Source organism: Herbaspirillum sp. meg3, assembly GCF_002257565.1.
GTDB lineage: Bacteria > Pseudomonadota > Gammaproteobacteria > Burkholderiales > Burkholderiaceae_D > Herbaspirillum.
This window is the reverse complement of the sequence record NZ_CP022736.1, coordinates 4,544,440-4,566,611: the sequence shown is the minus strand read 5'-3', so window position 1 is coordinate 4,566,611 and position 22,172 is coordinate 4,544,440. Positions and strand designations below refer to the sequence as shown.

General features: G+C 59.0%; 21 protein-coding genes. 5 read left to right on the top strand and 16 right to left on the bottom strand.

The features are described from left to right. The first annotated feature begins 377 nt into the window (after positions 1–377). The gene (locus hmeg3_RS20560) at positions 378–2,039 is read left to right on the top strand and encodes an alkaline phosphatase (protein ID WP_232511754.1); all 1,662 of its coding nucleotides are present in this window, start codon (positions 378–380) and stop codon (positions 2,037–2,039) included. 69 nt (positions 2,040–2,108) lie between these two features. Here hmeg3_RS20560 and hmeg3_RS20555 read toward each other — a convergent pair whose 3' ends face one another. The 16 genes from hmeg3_RS20555 to leuS all read right to left on the bottom strand — a co-directional run bounded on the left by hmeg3_RS20555 (position 2,109) and on the right by leuS (position 18,166). Beyond that, positions 2,109–2,711 (bottom strand): hypothetical protein, encoded by a 603-nt coding sequence (locus tag hmeg3_RS20555; protein ID WP_094565392.1) that lies wholly within the window; start codon positions 2,709–2,711, stop codon positions 2,109–2,111. A 133-nt stretch (positions 2,712–2,844) separates the two neighbouring features. Beyond that, the gene (locus tag hmeg3_RS20550) at positions 2,845–3,642 is read right to left on the bottom strand and encodes an IclR family transcriptional regulator (protein ID WP_094565391.1); all 798 of its coding nucleotides are present in this window, start codon (positions 3,640–3,642) and stop codon (positions 2,845–2,847) included. 131 nt (positions 3,643–3,773) lie between these two features. Beyond that, positions 3,774–4,499 carry an SDR family NAD(P)-dependent oxidoreductase gene (locus hmeg3_RS20545; RefSeq protein WP_094565390.1) on the bottom strand — a complete coding sequence of 242 codons (726 nt, stop codon included), beginning with the start codon at positions 4,497–4,499 and terminating at the stop codon, positions 3,774–3,776. 27 nt (positions 4,500–4,526) lie between these two features. Further along, the gene (locus hmeg3_RS20540) at positions 4,527–5,816 is read right to left on the bottom strand and encodes an MFS transporter (protein ID WP_094565389.1); all 1,290 of its coding nucleotides are present in this window, start codon (positions 5,814–5,816) and stop codon (positions 4,527–4,529) included. Positions 5,817–5,954: 138 nt separating this feature from the next. Next, positions 5,955–6,689, bottom strand: a complete 735-nt coding sequence (locus hmeg3_RS20535; RefSeq protein ID WP_094565388.1) for an SDR family NAD(P)-dependent oxidoreductase — start codon at positions 6,687–6,689, stop codon at positions 5,955–5,957. A 16-nt stretch (positions 6,690–6,705) separates the two neighbouring features. Then, on the bottom strand, positions 6,706–7,233 hold the full coding sequence (locus hmeg3_RS20530; RefSeq protein WP_094565387.1) for a 2,4'-dihydroxyacetophenone dioxygenase family protein: 528 nt from the start codon (positions 7,231–7,233) through the stop codon (positions 6,706–6,708). Positions 7,234–7,614: 381 nt separating this feature from the next. Beyond that, positions 7,615–8,517, bottom strand: a complete 903-nt coding sequence (locus tag hmeg3_RS20525) for a LysR family transcriptional regulator (RefSeq protein ID WP_094565386.1) — start codon at positions 8,515–8,517, stop codon at positions 7,615–7,617. Between the two features lie 20 nt (positions 8,518–8,537). Beyond that, positions 8,538–9,374 carry a dioxygenase gene (locus hmeg3_RS20520; RefSeq protein ID WP_094565385.1) on the bottom strand — a complete coding sequence of 279 codons (837 nt, stop codon included), beginning with the start codon at positions 9,372–9,374 and terminating at the stop codon, positions 8,538–8,540. Positions 9,375–9,436: 62 nt separating this feature from the next. Continuing rightward, on the bottom strand, positions 9,437–9,856 hold the full coding sequence (locus hmeg3_RS20515; protein WP_094565384.1) for a DoxX family protein: 420 nt from the start codon (positions 9,854–9,856) through the stop codon (positions 9,437–9,439). 144 nt (positions 9,857–10,000) lie between these two features. After that, positions 10,001–11,242, bottom strand: a complete 1,242-nt coding sequence (locus hmeg3_RS20510; protein WP_094565383.1) for a class I SAM-dependent RNA methyltransferase — start codon at positions 11,240–11,242, stop codon at positions 10,001–10,003. A gap of 232 nt (positions 11,243–11,474) precedes the next feature. After that, entirely contained in the window at positions 11,475–12,080 is a 606-nt protein-coding gene (locus hmeg3_RS20505; RefSeq protein WP_094565382.1) for a 2-hydroxychromene-2-carboxylate isomerase, read from the bottom strand. A 52-nt stretch (positions 12,081–12,132) separates the two neighbouring features. Next, positions 12,133–12,555, bottom strand: a complete 423-nt coding sequence (locus hmeg3_RS20500; RefSeq protein ID WP_094565381.1) for a CopD family protein — start codon at positions 12,553–12,555, stop codon at positions 12,133–12,135. 45 nt (positions 12,556–12,600) lie between these two features. Next, on the bottom strand, positions 12,601–13,872 hold the full coding sequence (locus hmeg3_RS20495) for a glutamate-5-semialdehyde dehydrogenase (protein WP_094565380.1): 1,272 nt from the start codon (positions 13,870–13,872) through the stop codon (positions 12,601–12,603). 32 nt (positions 13,873–13,904) lie between these two features. Then, positions 13,905–14,924: a DNA polymerase III subunit delta gene (holA, locus tag hmeg3_RS20490; protein ID WP_094565379.1), complete on the bottom strand. Its 1,020-nt coding sequence runs from the start codon at positions 14,922–14,924 to the stop codon at positions 13,905–13,907. A gap of 3 nt (positions 14,925–14,927) precedes the next feature. After that, the gene (gene lptE, locus hmeg3_RS20485; RefSeq protein ID WP_094565378.1) at positions 14,928–15,458 is read right to left on the bottom strand and encodes an LPS assembly lipoprotein LptE; all 531 of its coding nucleotides are present in this window, start codon (positions 15,456–15,458) and stop codon (positions 14,928–14,930) included. 62 nt (positions 15,459–15,520) lie between these two features. After that, positions 15,521–18,166, bottom strand: a complete 2,646-nt coding sequence (gene leuS, locus hmeg3_RS20480; protein ID WP_094565377.1) for a leucine--tRNA ligase — start codon at positions 18,164–18,166, stop codon at positions 15,521–15,523. A 231-nt stretch (positions 18,167–18,397) separates the two neighbouring features. Between leuS and hmeg3_RS20475 the strand changes: the two genes are divergently transcribed. The 4 genes from hmeg3_RS20475 (at position 18,398) to hmeg3_RS20460 (ending at position 22,170) form a co-directional block, all read left to right on the top strand. Next, positions 18,398–19,417, top strand: coding sequence for a LacI family DNA-binding transcriptional regulator (locus hmeg3_RS20475; protein ID WP_094565376.1), 1,020 nt, complete (start codon positions 18,398–18,400; stop codon positions 19,415–19,417). A gap of 65 nt (positions 19,418–19,482) precedes the next feature. Then, complete coding sequence (locus hmeg3_RS20470; RefSeq protein WP_094565375.1) at positions 19,483–20,502, top strand: ABC transporter substrate-binding protein; 1,020 nt, start codon at positions 19,483–19,485, stop codon at positions 20,500–20,502. A gap of 2 nt (positions 20,503–20,504) precedes the next feature. Further along, complete coding sequence (locus tag hmeg3_RS20465) at positions 20,505–21,353, top strand: iron ABC transporter permease (RefSeq protein WP_094565374.1); 849 nt, start codon at positions 20,505–20,507, stop codon at positions 21,351–21,353. Between the two features lie 13 nt (positions 21,354–21,366). Next, positions 21,367–22,170, top strand: a complete 804-nt coding sequence (locus hmeg3_RS20460; RefSeq protein WP_094565373.1) for an ABC transporter permease — start codon at positions 21,367–21,369, stop codon at positions 22,168–22,170. The last annotated feature ends 2 nt before the right edge of the window (positions 22,171–22,172 follow it).

Below are 22,172 nucleotides of genomic sequence, written 5' to 3'. Positions count from 1 at the left end.
CTCCCAATAACTGTGCAAAAAAGTTTAAAAAGCACCTAATAAAGCAAAAATCATTCCATTTCGGTGCAAAAATTTAAGCGGCTGAATTTAAAGGGGAAATTGTTGGCACCTTCCGTGACTAACCGGCTATCGCACGTAAACCGTGCAAAATGATGCGTCTGCTTGGTGCATCCCAAAAAGACGAGCAGCCGGCGCACATTTTGTCGGGATGCTTGTTTTGCTGACGTGGAGCCGAAGTAATTCAAGGTTTTCTTTGGGAAATAGCGAAAATATGAAGACGAGTGCGAGAAGGTTGATTATGTCGGTATCTGTTCATGGGACGGTCACATTGCCTTGCTACATTGCAATTTTTCATACCGCCAGCCAAGGAGCCCGCTATGTCCGACGATCAATCCTCTCCACCTTTATCCTCCTTCAGCAATACCAGTCATGCTGACAGCACGAACGGCAATGGCCGCCGCAACTTTCTGCGCGATACGGCGCTTGGTACCGGCGCCTTGCTGACCGTCGGTACGCTTGCGCCGGCATTTGCCCAGCAGGCTCCTGCCATCGTGACGTCGGAGCGATTGCGGCCGCAAGTCGACAGCGGCGCCATGAGTGGCGACATCACGCGCGATACAGCGATGCTATGGAGCCGCACTGATCGCGCGGCGCGGATGGTGGTGGAGTATTCGGTGCACGAGAATTTCAAGGATGCGCTGACTATCACCGGTCCGGCGGCGCTGGCGCGCAACGATTACACCGCGCGGATGGATCTGCGCGGCTTGCCGGTGTCGCAGCGGCTGTTTTATCGTGTGCGTTTTCAGGACTTGCTGCATGAGTCGGCCTGGAGTGCACCGGTGACGGGTAGTCTCATTATTCCGGGCGGCGGAGAGCGCGATATCAGCTTCGCGTTTTCCGGTGATGAAGCGGGGCAGGGCTGGGGTATCAATGAAGCCTGGGGTGGTTATCGCATGTATGAAACCATGCGTCGTTTCAAGCCGGATTTCTTCATTCATTCCGGTGATCAGATTTACGCCGATGGTCCGATTCAGGCCGAGGTGACGCTGGATGACGGCAGCATCTGGCGCAATCTGGTGACGCCGGCCAAGTCCAAAGTCGCGCAGACACTCGACGACTATCGCGGCAACTTTGCGTACAACCTGATGGACGCAAACAAGAAGCGCTTCATGGCCGAGGTGCCTTTCCTCGTGCAATGGGATGACCATGAGGTGCGCAACAACTGGTATCCCGGGCAGGTCATTGGTGAGGCCGAGAAACGGTATCAGGAGCGTGAACTGAACGTGCTGAAGCAACGTGCGCGGCAGGCAATGTTCGAGTACAACCCGTTTCGCATCGATGTCGCCGATCCGGAACGCATTTATCGTGCGTTCAATTATGGGCCGTTGCTGGAAGTCTTCATGCTCGACGAGCGTAGCTATCGCGGCGCCAATTCGCCGAACCGTCAATCGGTGCAAGGACAAGATGCGGCCTTCCTCGGCGCAGCGCAGATGCGCTGGATCAAGCAGGCGCTGCTGCGTTCGCGATCGACCTGGAAGGTCATCGCCAGTGACATGCCGATCTCGATTGTCGTACCCGATCTGAATCCGGATGTACCGCAGGGCACCTTTGAAGCCTGGGCCAATGCCGACAACGGCAAGCCGTCAGGACGAGAGCTGGAGGTCGCGGAGTTGCTGCGCTTCATCAAGCGTCACAACATCAAGAATGTGGTGTGGGTGACGGCTGACGTGCACTACGCATCAGCAACGTATTACATGCCGGAGAAGGCGCAATTCACCGACTTCAAACCGTTCTGGGAATTTGTCGGCGGGCCTTTGCATGCGGGTACTTTCGGCCCAGGCGAGATCGACCGGACATTCGGTCCGGACGTGCGCTATGTGAGTATTCCTGCCGACATGAAGCAGAATCGTTCACCGGCGGATCTGTTTCAGTTTTTCGGCATCGGCAAGATCGATGCGAAGACGCGGATGATGACGGTGTCCTTGCACAATGTCGACGGCAAGAATCTGTTCACCGTGGATTTGCCGCCAGAGGTGTGAGCACAGAATGCGGCTTCCTCATTGGTCGGAAGCCGCTTTGTTATCTGCATCGTCCTGCGCGACCTCACGTCAGAATTGCGATCCGCCGCTGGACCCTCCCATGCCACCCATGCCGCTGGAACCTCCCATTCCGCCGCTGCTACTACCTCCGCCACCGCGCTTGCCGCCCATGCGGCCGCCTTCACCCTTTTCCGGAGCGCTGCCGCCATGTTCTGCCGCGCGCTGCAAACGGTCGGCGATGAAGGTTTGAACTGCCTGCCGCTGCGTATCATCCAGCGCATCAGCGACGGTCAGCCAGAGTTCGCGCAGTTGACGGTTGTCTTCTTCCGAGAGCGCTGATTCTTGTTCTACTGCGCGGCCAAGATCGCGCAACTCAAAACCAGGTTTGCTCATGTTGCGTGCAGTTTCTGCCTGTAGTCGATCACGCCGCAATTGATGTTGCCGCACGATAGCGAGTGTCTTCTGTTCGGTCTGACGCCAGAGTATTTGTTGGTTGGGGTTAAGGTTCAGGTCAGGTTTGAGCTGCTGCACTGTATTGATGATGTCTTCCGGGAACAGATCCATCAGCGGCGTCGCCTGTGCGGGCATCGGCGTCAGCGCCAGCAGACTTAGCGAGAGTGCCGCAGCCTGCAGAAAAGAGGTGAAGCGGGGAAGGAGAACCGCATATTTCATTGCGTGCTTTCGTCAAACGGAAAGCTGGATTTAACCAGTTCCCCGGCCTGTCATGCGCAGGGGAAGCAATTGGTAACACTTCGTTAAGCTGTGTAAGCGAGAAGCGTGAGTGCGGAATGCAATAAACCGCGGTTTATCGCGGGCCGGCCAGCTTCAGTGAGATGGCTTTGCAGGTTGCCAGCAGTGGATTGATGTAGGTGGCTTGCAGGTCTTCATGTTTGCGGAAGACTGGAATACTGATGCTGATGCAGGCGACCGGTGCGCCGTCGCTGCCACGGATGGCGGCGCCCAGGCAAAAAATCTGCGCTTCGTTTTCTTCGCGGTCTTCTGCATAGCCGCGCTGTTCGGTCATGGCGATTTCAGCGTGCAGCGCTTCGGGATCGGTGATGGTGTGCTCGGTGAACTTCTGCATCTTGACAGTGCGGAGCAGACTGCGGCGTTGTTCTTTACCCAGCGCAGCCAGATAAGCTTTGCCGACCGAGCTGGAATACAGCGTTACGCGGGTACCGACGCGCGAGGTCATGCGCACGGCTTGCGGGCTCTCCAGTTTTTCGATGTAGACCATGCCGTTGTCGCTGGGCACTGCGAGGTGGACGGTTTCACGCGTGGTGTCGCGCAGCGTGTGCAGAGCGTCGATGGCGGCGGTGCGGATATCGGACTTGGCCCACGATTTGCTGGCCAGGTTGATCAGACGCGGGCCGAGTTCAAAATGCGTGGTGCGTGGATTTTCCACCACCATGCCTTCGGCCATCAGCGCGGCGAGGATGCGATAGACGGTGGGGCGCGGATAACCGCTCTGCGCGCTCAACTGGGCAATCGACAAGGGTGCTTCCTGATCGGCGATCAGTTGCAGAACGGCTATGAATTTGGAGAACGCGGCAGTGCCGGCAATCTTTGGATTCTCTTCGGCAGCGGTATCGGAAGTCGGCATAGTTTCAGGCGGTCGGGCGCAAAGGACGGGAAGGCGGAGGACTGCAGAGGCGCATTATAGCCGAGGGATTTTCCGGCGCCGCCAATCTGGACGGCACCGGAAAAAGGCAGATCAGGTACTGCGGAAAAACACTACGACACCAGATAGCCGCCGTCGACCGGCACGACGGCGCCGGTCATGAAGGAAGCGGCCGGCGTGCACAGGAATGCGGTGACGTTGCCGATGTCTTCCGGCGTACCCCAACGATTCAGTGGCGTGCGTTGCAGGATAGGGCCGGAGCGTGCCGGGTCTTCCTGCAATGCTTTGGTCAATGGCGTTGCGATCCAGCCGGGCGCCACTGCGTTGACGCGGATACCATCGGCCGCGTAGGCAATTGCCAGCGACTTGGTCAGTTGCGCGACACCGCCTTTGCTGGCGCTGTAGCCCGGCACCAGACCGCCGCCGAAGAAACTCAGCATTGATGCCAGATTGACGATGCAGCCCTTGCTTTCTTTCAGCAAGGGACGCGCCGCCGAACAGACACGCATGGTGCCGGTCAGGTTGACGGCGATGACCTGTTCGAAGACATCGACTTCGTGTTCGGCGCCGCGCTTGATGATGCCGGCGCAGTTGATCACGATGTCGAGTTGCTTGATGCCGGCGAACAGGTTTTTGACGCTGTCTTCGGACGCCACGTTGAGTTCAGCCAGCGTGATGCCGGTGCCGCTGAACTCCTCCGTGGCGAACGGCGGCAAGCCTGCCGCGATGACCTTGGCGCCCATGGCGGCGAGCTGGCGCGCCACTGCGCCGCCGATGCCCTGGGTGCCGCCGGTGACCAGCGCGGTTTTACCCTGGAACAGATTGGGAGTGAATGTCATGTGCTTTCCTTCAGATCGAAAATAAAATTACGCTGCCACCCGGTCGCCTTCGATCGGCTTGTTCACCACGAACATGTACACCAGCGCAGCAGCAAAGGCGACGGCGGCGCTGATCAGCAAGGCATTGACGAACGAATGAGTCTTGTCGACCACGATGCCGGTGATCAATGGAGCCAGCGAGCCGCCGAGGTAGCCGCCGAAGTTCTGCAGGCTGCCCAGCGAAGCGACCAGACGGCGTGGAATCGCCACGCTGACCAGTGCCCATGCGCCGCCGCTTGCCATGTTCACGAACGCCATCGCCAGCGAGATGTAGACGATAGCCATGAAGGTGCTCGGGGTGTAGGCGGCAGGAATGGTAAACGCGCCCGCACCGATCAGACCGGCGCAGATCGGCCACTTGCGGCTGCGGATCGGCGCCATGCCGCGCTTCATCAGGCCGTCGGCGATATAACCCGAGGACAGCATGCCCAGCGTGCCGAAGATGTACGGAATCACCACCACCCAGCCGGTGCGTGCGATGCTCAGGTGACGTTCATGTTCGAGGTAGGCAGGCAACCAAGTCAGGTACAGCCAGACCATATAGATTACGCCCATGAAGCCGAACAGCATGCCCCAGGTGGTGCGGTATTTGAACAGGCCTTTCCACTCGTGCCAGGTCAGCTTGGCATTGGCGTTTGGATCGTTGTCGGTGCCGTCGGCCAGATACAGCATTTCGGATGGCGTCAGTTCGACTTCATTGCGGTTGCGGTAAAAAATATACCAGCCCACTGCGACGGCGATACCGGCAATACCCATGATGACGAACATCATGCGCCAGCCGAACGACAGCATCAGCACGGTCAGGATCGGTGGCGCCAGCGCAGGGCCGATGGTCGACGAAGCGACGAAGATACCGGTCGGGCCGCCACGTTCACGCACGGCAAACCATTCGGAAACCACTTTCGCGCCGGCCGGGAACTGCGGCGCTTCGCCGAGGCCGAGGAACACGCGGGCTACCAGAAACTGATGCAGCGAACCGACGAAGCCGCCGGCCAGCTGTGCCACCGACCAGACCATCATGCCGGCGCCGAGCATTACGCGTGCGCCGAATTTATCGAGCATCGCGCCGATCGGCAATTGCGAGAATGCGTAAGCGAGTGAGAATGCGGACAGCAGCAGGCCCATTTCCGATGCACTCAATCCCAGCTCCTGGCTGACGGAATGGTTGGCGATGGACAGCGTGCTGCGGTCGAGGTAGTTGACGATACCGGCAAGCATCAGGAACGTCAGTGCAACCCACTGAATACGTTTGAGCTTGCTGCTCTTTTGGACTTCCATGTTGTCTCCAATGTGAATGTAAAGTGCTGCAGGCAAACAGCTTCTGAGCGACATCACCTGCTTGCGCCGTCTTTGCGGTGCTTGTGTGCCGTGCTGCGAAAAAATGTCCGGCCGCTTGTGGCAGTCGGGCTGGTAGTACTAATAAGTTGCGCGTCCTCCGGACAAATCGAACACTGCACCGGTGTTGAACGTACATGAACCCGAGCAAAGCCAGGCCACCATTTCGGCCACTTCCTCGACATAGCCGAGGCGGCCCATCGGGCTCTTGCTGATCATGGTGGCGACGTGCGCCGGACTCATCTGTTCCAGCAGCGTGGTCTTGACTGCGGCCGGCGCCAGCGCGTTGACGAGGATGCCGGCGTTGGCCAGTTCCTTGCCGAGCGACTTGGTCAGCGCCACTACACCAGCCTTGGAGGCGCTGTAGGCGGACGCGTTGGGCGTGCCTTCCTTGCCTGCCAGCGAGGCGATGTTGACGATGCGGCCTTGTCCGGCGGCGCGCATGGCAGGCACCACCGAACGGCAGGTGTGGAACACACCCATCAGATTGACTTCAACGATGCGGTGCCACTCGGCGACGTCATACTCATCCAGCGGCACGGTCGAGCCGGCGTAGCCCGCGTTGTTGACCAGAAAATCGATGCGGCCGCGCGAGGCCAGCAGACGCTGTGTCGCCGCATCGACCGAAGCCGGGTCGGTGACGTCAACAGTGTCTTGGGTGTAGAGCGAATCGACTGCGGGTTTCAGATCCCAGCAGACTACCTCTGCACCAGCTTGCGCCAGGCGGGCGCTGATGGCGGCGCCGATGCCGCCGGTACCGCCGGTGACCACGGCGACTGCGCCCTGAAAGTTGTAATCGGCTTGTGCGTAGCTCATGGGATCGCTCACATCCTCAACGCACGAACTGCTGCACGAAGTCGGCGCCCAGACCGACCTTTTCATAATGCGCCTTGCACATTTCCAGCTTGGTGAAGACGTCTTCATAGCCTTCGAACTTGCCGAACGGGTCGCAGTAGTACATCACGCCGGTGATATGGAAGTAGGTGATCATTTCTTCCACGTCTTCCGGCACGTACAGGGTGTGGGTTTCGCCGGGCGGCTCGAACACGTAGCTGCCTTGCTCGGCGATCCAGTTGTGTTCCAGATAGCGCCAGCGGCCCTTGAGCACCATGCCGTGCACGGGAGCCGGATGACGATGGCGGCTCAGCACACCCGACTTGCGCACGCGCAGCAGGTTGGTCCAGTAACCTTGCGACACGTTCAGGCAAAGCGGACGGAACCAAACGTTCTCGGCTTGCGGCACCCAGACTTTTTCATCTTCGGGAATGGCGGAGCCGACCACGATTTCCAGTGGCGCTTCTTTCGGGTTCGGGTATTGGTAGGGCATCATCTTTGATGCCTCTGGGGTAGTGGGTTGCATGTGTCTTCTCCTCAGGTTTTTCAGCGATTTCGGATGCTTCAGGCTGTTTTAATGTCCAATATGTGGACATATAGTCTGTAATGTGGTCACTTTGAATCAATCCGAATAGTATGTCAAGCCGTTCGCGCTGAGTTCGCATCGATAGATACGAGCAAAATCCGCCTGTGTGCTGAGAGAAAAAGAAATCGGTCCAATGGTCAGACCACTTATCGCGAGGCCGGATTGTGCGCCTTAAGCGAGCCGCTGAAAAGGGAGATGAAAAAAAATCCGCGAGGCTGCGGATTTTTTCACTTGGTCAGGAAATGGTCAGGAAAATGAGGACTCTCGATGAGCGTTTTTTATACGCGTCCATCCGTAGCGGGATGAACAAAGAGTTGGGTTCTATTTGTCTTCCCATTGAACTTCTTCAAATGCATGCACGAGAAAGTCGATGGTGGCGCGCACCTTGGCAGGCAAATGCGTGCGACTCGGGTAGACCGCATAGATGCCCAGTTCGGCGGACATGTAGCCGGGCAGGATCGGCACCAGCTTGCCGCTGCGGATATATTCGCTCAGCATGAAGGTCGGCTGGCGTGTGATGCCGATGCCGGCCAGCGCAGCGGCGACGCAGGTGTCGCCATTGTTGGCGTGCATGCGTACGTTGGTCTTGACGCTGACGGCGCCCTCGGGGCCTTCGAAATGCCACTCGTCCTTGTCGGCCGAATAGCTGTAGCCCATCACCATATGATCCTTGAGGTCGTCCGGATGCCGGGGCGTCCCGTGCTTTTCCAGATACTCGGGCGAGGCGCAGACGACGATGCGGGTTGACGCCAGCTTGCGGTAGATGAGCGAGGAGTTCGGCAAGCGCGCGATACGGATCGCGAGATCGTAGCCTTCTTCGATGATGTCGACGATGCGGTCCGACAGCGTGATGTCGAGCTTGATCCCGGGATAGCGGCGCAATAGGCAGGGCCAGACGTTGACCAGATGCAGCACGCCGAAAGTCTGCGGCACGTTGATGCGCAAGAGACCGGTCGGATCGGTGTTGCCGACGGTGAGCATCTGATCCGCGTCTTCGAGCGCCGAGACGATGTGCTTGCAGCGTTCCAGATACAGGGAACCGGCTTCGGTCAGCGACAGCCGGCGCGTCGTGCGTTGCATCAGGCGCGCGCCGAGCCGGGCTTCCAGTTCAAGAATCGTGCGCGAAACCGCCGCCTTGGACACGTTCAGGGCGTCGGCCGCCTTGACGAAGCTGCCCAGTTCGGCGACAGCGATGAAGCATTCGATTTCGCGCAATTTGTTCAAGCGATTCTCTCAGGACAGGTTCAGGCAGCAGCAGGTAAATCCGCGAGGATGGACGACTGGGTGCCGAAGGCGAAGGCATCCATGCGCAGGCTATGATACGTCGAACCGCTGTCCAGATGCACCAGTTGCGTCCAGTCGTCGGCGGCGCCCATGGCGAAGAACAAGGTCAGCAAATGTTCATCGGTCGGATGCGTGCGCACCGAATGCGGCGCCGAGTGGCGATAGTCCAGCAGCGCTTCCAGATCGCCCGCCTGCATCTGCGTCAGGAACCATTGCAGGAACTCGATGGTGTGCGGCGCACTATCCGAGTCGCCCCGGGCAGTCGGATCGCCGCGACGCAGTTCACGCAGGTTGTGCGTGAAGCTGCCTGAACCGATCAGCAGGATGCCTTCTTTCGCCAGCGGCGCCAGCAACTGGCCGATCTTATAGTGATAGGACGGCGGCTGATGCGGTTGCAGCGATAGCTGTACGACCGGAATATTCGCTTGCGGATAGAGATAGCGCAGCGGTACCCAGGTGCCATGATCAAGGCCCCAGCCGTCGTCGGTCTGCGCATGCAGGCCGGCGTCGCGCAGCAAGCCGGCGACACGTTCTGCCAGTTCCGGCGAACCGGCGGCAGGATAATCCAGCTCATACAATTCGCGCGGGAAGCCGCCGAAATCATGGATCACGCGCTGCTTGGCCAGATTGCCGACGCGCGGCGTCTGGGTTTCCCAGTGCGGCGATACGACGAGTATGGCTTTCGGTGCCGGCAGGCGTTCACCGATGCTGCGCAACAGCGGGCCGGTCTTGCCAGGTTCAACCGCCAGCATGGGCGAACCGTGGGAAACGAAAAGCGAAGGCAGTGCGGTAGACATGATGTACTCCAATCCAGTCCAGAATTGGGGCCGCAGCCCCGGGGAAAACGTTTTACTGACGATTATGCAGCGTTGTTCAGACTCTTACGCTTCACGGCGAAGGCACCGTTTCCGAGCAGATAGACTGCGATCAGCGCAACAATCCACATGACCAGATATTCCCAGCCGCCCTTGGGGTTGGAGAAGAAGAAGCCGTTCTTGCCGTGCACGGTGACGATGGCGCCGACCAGGTCAATGGCCAGGGGAATCGCCAGCAGATCGCCGTAGAAGCCGATGACGAGTGCGATGCCGCCAACCACTTCCAACAGAATGACCAGATACGCGAGGAAGCCTGGCAGGCCCAGCGATTCAAAGAAAGCAGCGGTGCCGGGCAAGGTGAAGACAAAAATCTTCATCGCGGCGTGGGCAAGGAAAAACAAACCGGAAGTTACGCGCAGCAGGAAGGCGGCGTAGTCGGCTTTGGTATTGATGGTAGTGGTCATGTTAGCTCCCGAAGATGAATGAGGCCAGGATTGGCTTCGATGGGAGTAACTGTAAGGAAAAGCGAGTCCGGGATAAATAAGGCGCGGCGGGATGAATTGTCTCGATTGCGTTGACAATCGAGACAATTCCCCCGCCATTAAGGATTAAGCCCGATCTGGCTTGGGCTTGGCGGCCTCGCGGCGGTTGAAACCTTCCACCATGTCAAAGCGGAACAGACGGCATTCCAGGGCGCCGTTGAAGAACGGTGTCTTGCGAGCTTCTTTCAGGCGCAACAATTTCGGCAGGCCGAGGTCGGCCGAGAACAGGAATACGCTCCAGCCTGCGAAACGCTGCTTGAGCGTGGTGCCGAAAGCGCTGAAGAAGGCAATGAACAGCTCGTCGGTCGGCACGGCGGCATCGCCGCGCACGCTCAGACGCTCGCCATAAGGCGGATTGGTCAGCATGATGCCGGTGGTCGGATTGCCGTTGGCATCCACCGGCGGCTTCACTTCTTGCGCCTCGATTTGCTTCAGCGGCACTTCGAACTGGATGCCTGCCTTGCGCAGATTGTTGCGCGCGATGTTGACCATGTCGCCGGAGATGTCGCTGCCGAAAATCGTTGGCACGGTCGGCAGAGGATTCGGCTTGAAATCACCCTTGATCGCCAGCCAGGCTTCAGCGTCGAAGTTATCGAACTTCTCAAACGCAAAACGGCGGTGTGCACCCGGTGGGATGCCGGCCAGCATTTGTGCCGCTTCGGCCAGGATAGTACCGGAGCCGCACATCGGGTCAAACAGCACCATGCCCGGCTTCCAACCGCTGGTACGCAACAGGCCTGCTGCGAGGTTTTCGCGCAGCGGCGCTTCGCCGGTGTCATCGCGCCAGCCGCGCTTGAACAACGCTTCACCGGAGGTGTCGAGGTAGAGGGTGAACGTGTGTGCATCGAGGAAGCCCGAGATGCGCATGTCCGGTGTCTTGGTGTTGACCGACGGGCGCTCGTCGAAACGTTCGCGGAAACGGTCGCAGATAGCATCCTTGATTTTCAGCGTAGCGAATTCGAGGCTGCGCAGCGGCGACTTGACCGCGGTCACGTCGACGCGAATCGTGTGGGACACCTCGAACCAGTTTTCCCACTCCTGTTCGAGCGCCATGTCGTAGATGTCGTTTTCGTTCTTGTAGGAGCCATGCGCCAGGCGCAGCAGCACGCGGCTGGCGATGCGCGAACGCAAGTTGAGCTGATAGGCGCCGATCATGCTGCCGGAGCAATGCACGCCGCCGGGAACCTGCGTATGAACTTTCAGATTGGCGTCAGGGCCGGCCAGTTGGGCGATCTCGTTGAGTTCTTCCGCGAGGGCGACTTCGAGACCGCGCGGGCAGGGGCAGAAATAGGAATAGTTGGTGCTCATAAGGGGTACCTTTTGTCCGTTGAATGGAGAGTGATGCCTGTGCACACAACACGCCGTCGCCCCGGCGAATGCCGGGACCCAGTGTCGTGATGCAGTAGTTGTTGCTTGCTTCTTCCGGCGGCGTTGAGGCATCTTCCGATCAACGTTGCCGGATTCCCGCCGGAGCGGGAATGACGAATCTTTGAATACTGTTTTTTGCTGCAATTGCCGATGCAATACTAGCCTCGGCAACTTACTTTTCTGCAAATGCGCGTTCGACGAAATCGAGCCGGTCCTGACCCCAATAGCCTTCGCCGTCCACGACAAACCAGGGCGCGCCGAATACATTGGCCGCGGTGGCTTCTTCGGTAAAACGATCAAATTCGGCCTGCACGCTCGCGGTCTCGGAAGACTTCAGCAGGCTCACGCCATCATGGCCAAGGCCGTTGGCGATTGCCAGCAGCGTGTCGTTGTCGGCGATGTTCTTTTCTTCTTCCCAGATCGCACGCATGACGGCGCCGGTCAGCTCCAGCGCGGCGTTGGTGCCGTGCGCCAGTTGCGTGGCGATGATCAGGCGTGCGGCGGCGTCACTCTGCACCGGGAAGTAAGTCGGCTGCAGGTTCATCGGCAGGCCGAGGAATTTGCTCCAGCGCGCCAGTTCCTTGAGTCGATACGCCTGGCGTTGCGGCGCGCGCTTGGCCAGCGGCAAACCGCCGGACTGGCCGAAAATCTTGCTCAGGTCGAAAGGCTTGAGCACGACCTGCACGTCGTACTGCTTGGCCAAAGCGACAAAACGCGCGTGTCCCAGATAAGCAAACGGGGAATGCGGCGCGAAGAAGTATTCACATACTTTGCCCATGAAGGACTCCGTAAAAGGTGGGTCGGGTGAATCGAAAGTGGAGCGGCAACAATCAGAACGGCTTGACGACGACCAGGATCACAATGGCCAACAGCAATAATACCGGGACTTCGTTGAACCAGCGGAACCAGGTGTGGCTGCGCTTGTTTTGACCGTTTTCGAACTTCTTGAGCAGCGAACCGCAGGCATGGTGATAGCCGATCACCAGAATCACCAGTGCCAGCTTGGCATGCATCCAGCCGTTGCCCGGACCTTTGCCGATGCCGATGACCAGATACAGGTACAAGCCCAGCGCGATCGCCGGAATCGCCAGAATGGTGGTGAAACGATACAGGCGACGCGCCATGCCGAGCAGACGTTCTTTGACAACGATTTCGGTTTCCTGCGCCAGATTGACGAAGATGCGCGGCAAGTAGAACAGGCCGGCGAACCACGAGGCAATGAATACGATGTGCAGGGCTTTGATCCAGAGCATGTGGTTTCCTTTTTGGCGATTGGCTGAGAGGTAAAACAGTAACGCTTATTGGCGTACTTGTCCTTGTCCCAATACGACGTATTTCAGCGAAGTCAGTCCTTCCAGACCGACCGGGCCGCGTGCATGCAGTTTGTCGTTGGAGATACCGATTTCGGCACCGAGGCCGTATTCAAAACCGTCGGCGAAACGCGTCGAGGCATTGACCATTACCGAAGCCGAATCGACTTCGCGCAGGAAACGCATGGCGCGGGTGTAATCTTCCGTGACGATGGCGTCAGTGTGCTGCGACGAGTAGGTGTTGATGTGCTCGATTGCTTCGTCCATGTCGGCGACGATTTTCACAGCCAGAATCGGCGCCAGGTATTCGGTGCTCCAGTCTTCTTCGACGGCTTCTTTCAGCAGCGGATAACCGGCCAGGATCTGGCGGCTTTCAGCGTCGCCGCGCAATTCGACTTCCTTGGTGCGGTACAGCTCGGCCAGCTTCGGCAACACGTCGGTCGCGATGGCGCGCGCCACCAGCAGAGTTTCCATGGTGTTGCAGGTGCCGTAGCGGTGGCACTTGGCGTTGAAGGCGACGTCCAGCGCCTTTTGCAGGTCGGCCTTGTCGTCGATGTAGACATGGCAAATGCCGTCCAGATGCTTGATCATCGGTACCTTGGATTCCTTGATCAGGCGCTCGATCAGTCCTTTGCCGCCGCGCGGTACGATGACGTCAACGTATTCGGTCATGGTGATCAGCGCGCCGACGGCGGCGCGGTCGGTGGTCTCGACCACTTGCACGGCGTCTTGCGGCAAACCGGCGCCGGCCAGACCTTCTTTGACCAGTTTCGCCAACGCCTGATTGCAATGAATGGCTTCAGAACCGCCACGCAGTATCGTCGCGTTGCCGCTCTTGATGCACAGGCCCGCCGCGTCGACGGTGACATTGGGACGTGCTTCGTAGATGATGCCGATGACGCCCAGCGGGACACGCATCTGGCCGACCTGGATGCCGGTCGGGCGGTACTTCATGTTGGAAATTTCACCGATAGGATCGGGCAGGGCGACGATCTGTTCCAGGCCTTCGGCCATGGTGGCGATAGCTTTGTCCGACAGCGTCAGGCGATCGAGCATGGCATCCGACAAACCGTTGGCGCGTGCGGCGGCCAGGTCTTGCTGATTGGCGGCGCGCAGTGTATCTGCATCGCGGCGGATGGCGGCGGCGATGAGTGTCAGCGCGCGGTTCTTGGCGGCGCTGTCTGCCTTGGCCATGGCGCGAGATGCCTTGCGGGCGCGCTGGCCGATGTCGGTCATGTATTGTTCGATGTCGATCGTCATGATGTGTTCTCTAAACTAAATTCAGTAGCGTCTCAGTAGCCGCGTGCGAGCTTGAGGCCCAGCTGCGACAGCGCATCCCAGGCGTCGCCGGAAAATGCCTTCGCCCGCAAGCCCTTGACCATCTTGTCGATCTGCGCGGCTTCCTGCAACGCGGTCTGCAGCGTCGGCAGGCTGATGCGGCGCAGTGCCGGCTCCATCAGTTTTTCGCGCGGACCCCAGATGCGGTATTCCTTGAGCAGCATGCCCAGCTGCTTGCCTTGTGTGACGCCGGATTTGAGCTTGAGCAGCGTGCGCACTTCTTCGGCCACGGCCCACAGCACCAGCGGCAGCGCTTCGCCTTCGCCCTTCAGCCCATCCATCATGCGCATGAGGCGGGCGGCGTCGCCCGACAGCATCGCTTCGTTGAGTTTGAAGACGTCATAGCGTGCCACGTTCAGCACGGCGTCATGCACTTGCTCAAACGTCAGCTTGCCGGTGGGATAGAGCAGGCCGAGCTTTTGAATCTCCTGATGCGCCGCGAGCAGATTGCCTTCGACGCGGTCGGCGATGAAATCCATGCATTGGCGGTCGGCGCTCTGCTGCTGGGCAGCGAGGCGGTTGCCGATCCAGCCGGGCAGATGTGCGCGCTCGACCAGCGGAATGTCGATATACACGCCGGCCTGTTGCAGCGTACCGACCCAGGCCGCTTTCGCGGTGGCCCAATCCAGCTTGGGAAGGCTGATGATGGTCAGGTTGTCGGGATTCAGGTTGGCTGCATATTCTTGCAACGCCTGGCCGCCGTCCTTGCCGGGTTTGCCGGTGGGGATGCGCAGCTCGATCAGTTTTTTGTCGCCGAACAGCGATTGCGACTGGTTGGCGGCGAGCAGTTCGCCCCACTTGAAGCTGCGTTCGACGACGAGCACGTCGCGTTCGGTATAGCCGTTGGCGCGTGCGGTCTTGCGGATCTTGTCGGCAGCTTCAAGCGCCAGCAGATGTTCGTCGCTGGCGATGACATAGAGCGGCGACAGTGATTTCGCCAGGTGCGTCTCAAGCGCGTCTAGCCGCAGCTGCATCTGTTATTCCTGAACAGTTTCGTCGACGTTGGTCTTGGTCGCGGACAGGCGGCGCAGGATCTGTTGCACCAGATCGGTTTGCATGTCGCGGTACAGCAGCACTTCTTCTGCCTGCTTCGCCAGTTCCTGGTTAGCGTCATAGGTGATGTCGCGCTTGAGGACGATCGATGCCGGCGCAATCAGCACCTTGCCGGCCTGGTCTTTGACCTGGAAGCTGAAGCGTTGATACAGGCTGTATTCGCGCACCTGGCCGTTGGTGTTCAGCGACAGGATCTTTTTCTCGCGCGTGTCAGCCAAGACTTGCAGGATCGCTTCCGCTTCGGTGGCTTTGTCCGTGACCTCCACGCCGCTGGCGCGGATGTATCGCTTCAGCTCGGTGCCCAGAGACGAGTTACCGGAAAAGCCGACGTAAATCGACTTGAACGGCAGCTGCGCCGGTCCGCGCATGTGGAAGCCGCAGGCGCTGAGCATGACCGCTGCCAGCAGCATCAGGAACCATTGCAGTGCTTTGCGTCGGTGAAGTTGAAATGGCATGTAGATGTGTCCGTGGTCAGGTTCGTGGGCGTGAGTTGTGCGTATCGTTATGGGTATCTCTATCAGGCAACGATGTTGATCAGCTTGCCCGGCACGACGATCACTTTCTTCGGTGCGCCGGTCAGGAATTTCTGCACGCTTTCGTTGGCCAGTGCCAGCGCTTCGATGGCGGCCTTGTCGGCGTTCTTGGCGACGGTGATGCTGCCGCGCAGTTTGCCGTTGACCTGAATCATCATTTCGATCTCGCTTTGCTCCAGCGCAGCGGCGTCGACTTGCGGCCACTCGGCATCGAGGATATCGCCTTGTTGCTTGGCGAAGCCCAGTTCCTGCCACAGCGCGTGGGTAATGTGTGGCGTGATCGGATTGAGGATACGCAGGAAGATCGATGTGCATTCTGCCAGCACCGCGTTGGCGGCCGGGCTGTCTTCCAGCTTGGCGGCTTCTAGCGTGTTGAGCATCTTCATGCAGGCCGACACCACGGTGTTGTACTGAATACGCTTCAGGTCGTGATCGGCTTGTTGCAGGATCTTGTGTACTTCGCGGCGCAGCGTCTTGAGCGCGTCGGTCAGTTGCGATGCATCCACAGCGCCGGTGCCTTCAATGCGCGCAGCGTTGTTGTATGCGAACGCCCACACGCGGCGCAGGAAGCGGTTGGCGCCTTCAACGCCGGTACCCGACCATTCCAGCGTCTGTTCCGGTGGCGACGCAAACATGGTGAACAGACGCGCGGTGTCGGCGCCGTACTGGTCGATCTGTGCTTGCGGATCGATACCGTTGTTCTTCGACTTCGACATCTTTTCGGTGCCGCCGATGATGACCGGCTGGCCGTCTTCTTTGAGGATGGCGGTGACCGGGCGGCCCTTGTCGTCGTGCGTCAGTTCGACGTCGGCAGGATTGATCCAGGTCTTCTTGCCGGCGGCGTCTTCGCGATAGTAAGTCTCGTTGAGCACCATGCCTTGCGTGAGCAGGTTGGTGAACGGCTCGTCGAACTTCACCAGACCGAAGTCGCGCATGACCTTGGTCCAGAAGCGGGCGTACAGCAAGTGCAATACAGCATGTTCGATACCGCCGATGTACTGGTCCATCGGCATCCAGTAATCGTTGCGCGAGTCGACCATCGCATCATTGCTCTGTGGCGACGTATAGCGCATGTAGTACCACGACGAGTCGACGAAGGTATCCATCGTGTCGGTTTCGCGGCGTGCAGGTTTGCCGCATTTCGGGCAATCCACGTGCAGGAATTTTTCATGCTTGTTGAGCGGGTTGCCGCTGCCGTCCGGCACGCAGTCTTCCGGCAGAACGACCGGCAGGTCTTTCTCAGGCACGGGTACGTCGCCGCAATCGCCGCAGTGGATGATCGGAATTGGCGTACCCCAGTAGCGCTGGCGTGAGATACCCCAGTCACGCAGACGGAAGGTGACTTTCTTTTCGCCCAGACCCTTGGCGGTCAGATCAGCCGCAACCGCATCAACCGCAGCCTGATAGCCGAGGCCGTCGTATTTGCCGGAGTCGACGGTCTTGCCGCTTTCCTTGTCGCCGTACCATTCTTCCCACGCGTCGGTGGAGTATGTCTTGCCTTCAACGGCCACGACCTGCCTGATCGCCAGATTGTATTTTTTTGCGAAAGCGAAATCCCGCTCGTCATGTGCAGGCACGCCCATCACGGCGCCGTCACCGTAGGTGATCAGCACGTAGTTGCCGACCCATACTTCGACTTGTGCGCCGGTCAGCGGATGCGTGACGAACATGCCGGTCGGCATGCCCTTCTTTTCCATCGTTGCCATATCGGCTTCGATGACGCTGCCCTTTTTGCATTCAGCGATGAAGTCTTGCAGCGCAGGATTGTTCTTGGCGGCGAAGGTCGCCAGTGCATGTTCCGGCGCGACGGCGCAGAAGGTCACGCCCATCACGGTGTCAGCGCGTGTGGTGAAGACCCACAGTTTGCCGTCGTTGATGAGCTGACCGTCGTCCTTGATATCGTGCGGGAAAGCAAAACGCACACCGGTCGACTTGCCGATCCAGTTGGCCTGCATCAGGCGCACGCGCTCGGGCCAGCCCGGCAGCTTGGTTTCGACGTGTTCCAGCAGCTCGTCGGCGTAGTCGGTGATCTTGGCGTAGTACATCGGAATTTCACGTTTCTCGATGACTGCGCCCGAGCGCCAGCCCTTGCCGTCGATGACTTGTTCGTTGGCCAGCACGGTCTGGTCGATCGGATCCCAGTTCACGGTGCCGGTCTTCTTGTAGATGATGCCTTTCTCAAGCATCTTCAGGAACATCCATTGGTTCCACTTGTAGTATTCAGGCGAGCAGGCCGTCATCTCGCGCGACCAGTCGATCGCCAGACCCATGGAGGCCATCTGCTTCTTCATGTACTCGATGTTCGAGTAAGTCCATTGCGCCGGCGGCACGCCGTTGGCCATCGCTGCGTTTTCAGCTGGCATGCCGAACGCATCCCAGCCCATCGGCATGAGCACGTTGTAGCCGCTCATGCGCAGGTAGCGATACATCACGTCATTGATCGTGTAATTGCGCACGTGGCCCATGTGCAGCTTGCCCGATGGGTAGGGCAGCATTGAACAGGCGTAGAACTTCTTCTTGTCGCGGCCATTCTTGTCTTTCGCGTGTTCGACGGTTTTGTAAGCGTCGGTCGCGATCCAGTGCTGCTGCGCGGATTGTTCTACTTCTGCGGGGCTATATTTATCTTGCATGACGGGTTGAGGCAAAGGAAAGATCGAAACCCGACATTATACTGGCTCGCCTCTGTGTCGACCTAGTTTAGCGTTGATGTCAGTTTGGCCACAAAAAATGACCGGATGGAAAGATTTTTAATTTCCATGCTGAAACAGTCGCAATTCTGCTCGAAAACGTTCATGGTCATGACCCCGTAACATTGCGCTGGCACGATGTAATCGTTTTCATAACGGTCATCACCCGACATCGTGCCGCCATCCATCAAACAAGTTGCCCAGCAAGCCGGCGTTTCTACCGCGACGGTGTCGCGCCTGCTCAACAAGCCGGAATCCGTGAGTTCGGACACGGCCGGCAAGATCAACGAGGCCATCGCCGCTTTGGGCTTTCGTCCCAACTTCAACGGCCGCAACCTGCGTGCAGGGCGCTCGCGCACCGTTGGTGTCGTCGTACCGACCTTGTCCAACACGGTCTTTGCGCAGTGCTTGCAAGGCATTGAGCTGGCGGCGCGCTCGCTGGATTACTCGGTGATGTTCACCGCCACCGAATATCGCCAGGAAGACGAGGCCGCCGCCGTCGACCTGCTGCTGAGCCACCGCGTCGACGGCGTAATTTTGACGGTGGCCGACGCCAGCGCCAGTACGACGCTGGATGTGCTCGACAGCGAAGGCATTCCTTATGTATTGACCTACAACCAGCCGCAGCAGGCCTCTCGCCTGTCGGTCTCGGTTGACAATCGCGCTGCCGCGCACGACGCAGTGGCACATTTGATTGCGTTGGGTCATACACGCATCCAGATGTTGTCCGGCTACTTTCATGCATCCGACCGCGCGATCCAGCGTTATCACGGCTACGTCGACGCCATGCGCGAACATGGCCTGACGCCGCTGACGCCGATCGAAGTGCCTCGTCACACCGGTCTCGGCGTTGATCATCTGCAGTCCTTTGCCGACCCGCGGCAGCGGCCGAGCGCCTTGTTCTGTTCGAATGATTTGCTGGCTTTTGCAGCCATGCGCGACTTGCGTGCGCTAGGTTTGCGCGTGCCGCAGGATATTTCCGTCATGGGTTTCGACGGCATCCCGCTGGGCGAAATGATGTCTCCCGTGCTGGCCAGCGCCGTGCAGCCATCGGAACAGATCGGCGAGGTCGCGCTGCGTACGCTGGTGGCGGCAATCGAACAGGGCAGTCCTGATGGCGCCGGTCAGCCTGCTTCCAGCATTCTCGCGCACGCTATCCGTCATGGCGGATCGGCGCAAATGTTTGTCCCTTGAGTTTTTCGTTTTTCCTCACCCGCTCTCGTTTTACAAAATATCAACAGCAACAGAATGGAATTCACATGCGCTTATTTGCAAAATCGTCAAAAATCCTCCAGACGCTGGCAGCCAGCGCCGCGCTCGCGGCCTCGTTCAGCGTTGCCGCGCAAAACGTCATCTGCTACAACTGCCCGCCGGAATGGGCTGACTGGGCTACCCAGATCAAGACCATCAAGGAAAAGACCGGCATCACCGTGCCGCCTGACAACAAGAACAGCGGTCAGGCGCTGGCGCAGATCATGGCTGAAAAGGCCAGCCCGGTTGCCGACTTCACCTACGTTGGCGTGACCTTCGGCATCGAAGCCAAGAAAAACGACATCATCACGCCCTACAAACCAGCCGGATGGAACGACGTGCCTGCGGGTCTGAAAGATCCGGAAGGCTACTGGACCACAATCCACTCGGGCACCATGGGGCTGATGGTCAATGTCGATGCGCTGAAGGGCAAGCCGGTACCGCGCTCGTGGGCGGATCTGCTCAAGCCTGAGTACAAGGGGCTGATCGGCTACCTGGATCCGGCCAGCGCCTTCGTCGGCTATGTCGGCGCCGTGGCGGTGAACCAGGCATTGGGCGGCACGCTGGACAACTTCACACCGGGCATCAACTTCTTCAAGTCGCTGCAAAAAAATCAACCGATTGTGCCGAAGCAAACTTCCTACGCACGTCTGATCTCGGGTGAAATTCCTATCCTGTTCGGCTACGACTTCGACGCTTACCGCGCCAAGTACAAGGACAAAGCCAATGTCGCATTCGTGATTCCGGCAGAAGGCAGCGTTACCGTGCCTTACGTCGTCAGCCTTGTGAAGAACGGCCCGAACCAAGCCAACGCCAAGAAGGTGCTGGACTTCCTGCTGTCGAATGAAGGCCAGGCAATCTGGGCCAACGCTTACCTGCGCCCGGTGCGCGCCTCGGCTATTTCGAAAGAAGCCGAAGCACGCTTCCTGCCTGCAGCTGACTATGCGCGCGCCAAGTCGGTCGACTACGGCAAGATGGCTCAAGTGCAGCGTCAGTTCAGCGAACGTTACCTGGCTGAAGTGAAATAACTATGTCGGTGCACGTGACTAATAAGTCCAACCGCAAACGCCCGGGCAGTAAAGTCTGGTTGTTTGCGGTGCCGGGCATGACGCTGTTCGCAGCGTTCTGGCTGCTGCCGATGCTGCGTCTGGTCGGCGTCGGCGCCAGCGGTCCGACGGGAGCGATGGCCTATCTGGCCGTCATGACCAATCGCCACTACTTTTTGAGCCTGGTGTCGACGCTGGTGCTGTCCGGCGTTGTCACCGTGGCGACGCTGGCGATTTCATCCTTCGTCGGTTTATTTTTGCAACGTAACCGTTTTCCCGGCAAGCCGCTGCTGCTGGCGATGCTGACCTTTCCGTTGGCGTTCCCCGGCGTAGTGGTCGGTTTCATGGTCATCATGCTGGCCGGACGGCAGGGCCTGATCGGGGCGCTGACCGACAAGTTGTTCGGCGAGTCGATGGTGTTTGCGTATTCGCTGGCGGGCTTGTTTCTGGGGTATCTGTATTTTTCGATTCCGCGCGTGATTCTCACGGTGATCGCCGCGGCAGAAAAGCTGGATCCTTCACTGGAAGAAGCCGCCCGTTCGCTCGGCGCGAGTCCGGTACGTGTGTTCCTTGACGTCATGGTGCCGGCGCTCACGCCTGCGCTGATTTCGTCCGGGGCGATTTGCTTTGCCACCAGCGTCGGCGCCTTCGGTACGGCGTTCACACTGGCGACCAACATTGATGTCTTGCCGATGGCGATCTATAACGAATTCACCAGCTATGCCAATTTCGCGATGTCGGCAGCCTTGTCCATCGTGCTCGGTCTGATCACCTGGATCGCGCTGGCGCTGGCACGTTCCCTGTCCGGCAGCACTGTGCCGGCGACGGCGTAAAGGGGGAAAGAGCATGAAACATTCTTTTCGTTTTTATCTGCAACTGGCGTTCACCTTGCTGGTGTGCGCTTTCCTGATCGTGCCGGTGGTGCTGTCGATGCTGGCCGGCGTGACGGAGAATTTTTTCGTCGGCTTGTCCAGTGGCTTCACGTTGCGCTGGGTGGCACAGGTGTGGGACACCTATCAGATGACCATCTGGCGTTCCATCGTCATTGCGCTGGCCTGCCTCGCGGTGACGCTGATCGTCGGCGTGCCGCTGGCTTACATGCTGGCACGCTACAAAGGTGGGAATAGCCGTCTGGCGCGCGTGTTTGAAGAGCTGTTGATGATGCCGGTTGCGGTTCCCGGTCTGGCCACGGCATTGGCGCTGATCATGGCTTACGGCCAATACCGGGCGTTTCGCAGCAGTTTGCTGTTCATTCTGGTCGGGCACGTGTTGTTCACGCTGCCGTTCATGGTGCGACCGGTGCTGGCGGTGATGCAATCGTCGCAACTGGCGGTGCTGGAAGAGGCCGCCGCCAGCCTTGGCGCGAGCATGTCGCAGCGGTTCTTTGGTGTGGTGGTGCCCAACGTGATGTCCGGCATTCTTGCCGGTGCACTGATGGTGGTGACCTTGTCCGTTGGTGAGTTCAATATCACCTGGATGCTGCATACACCGCTGACCATGACCTTGCCGGTAGGCCTTGCCGACAGCTACGCATCGATGCGGCTGGAGGTCGGTTCGGCTTACACGCTGATTTTTCTTTTCATGATTATTCCTCTGCTGATCGCCATGCAATGGGTGACGCAGACTACACGCACACGAGTACGGTTATGAGT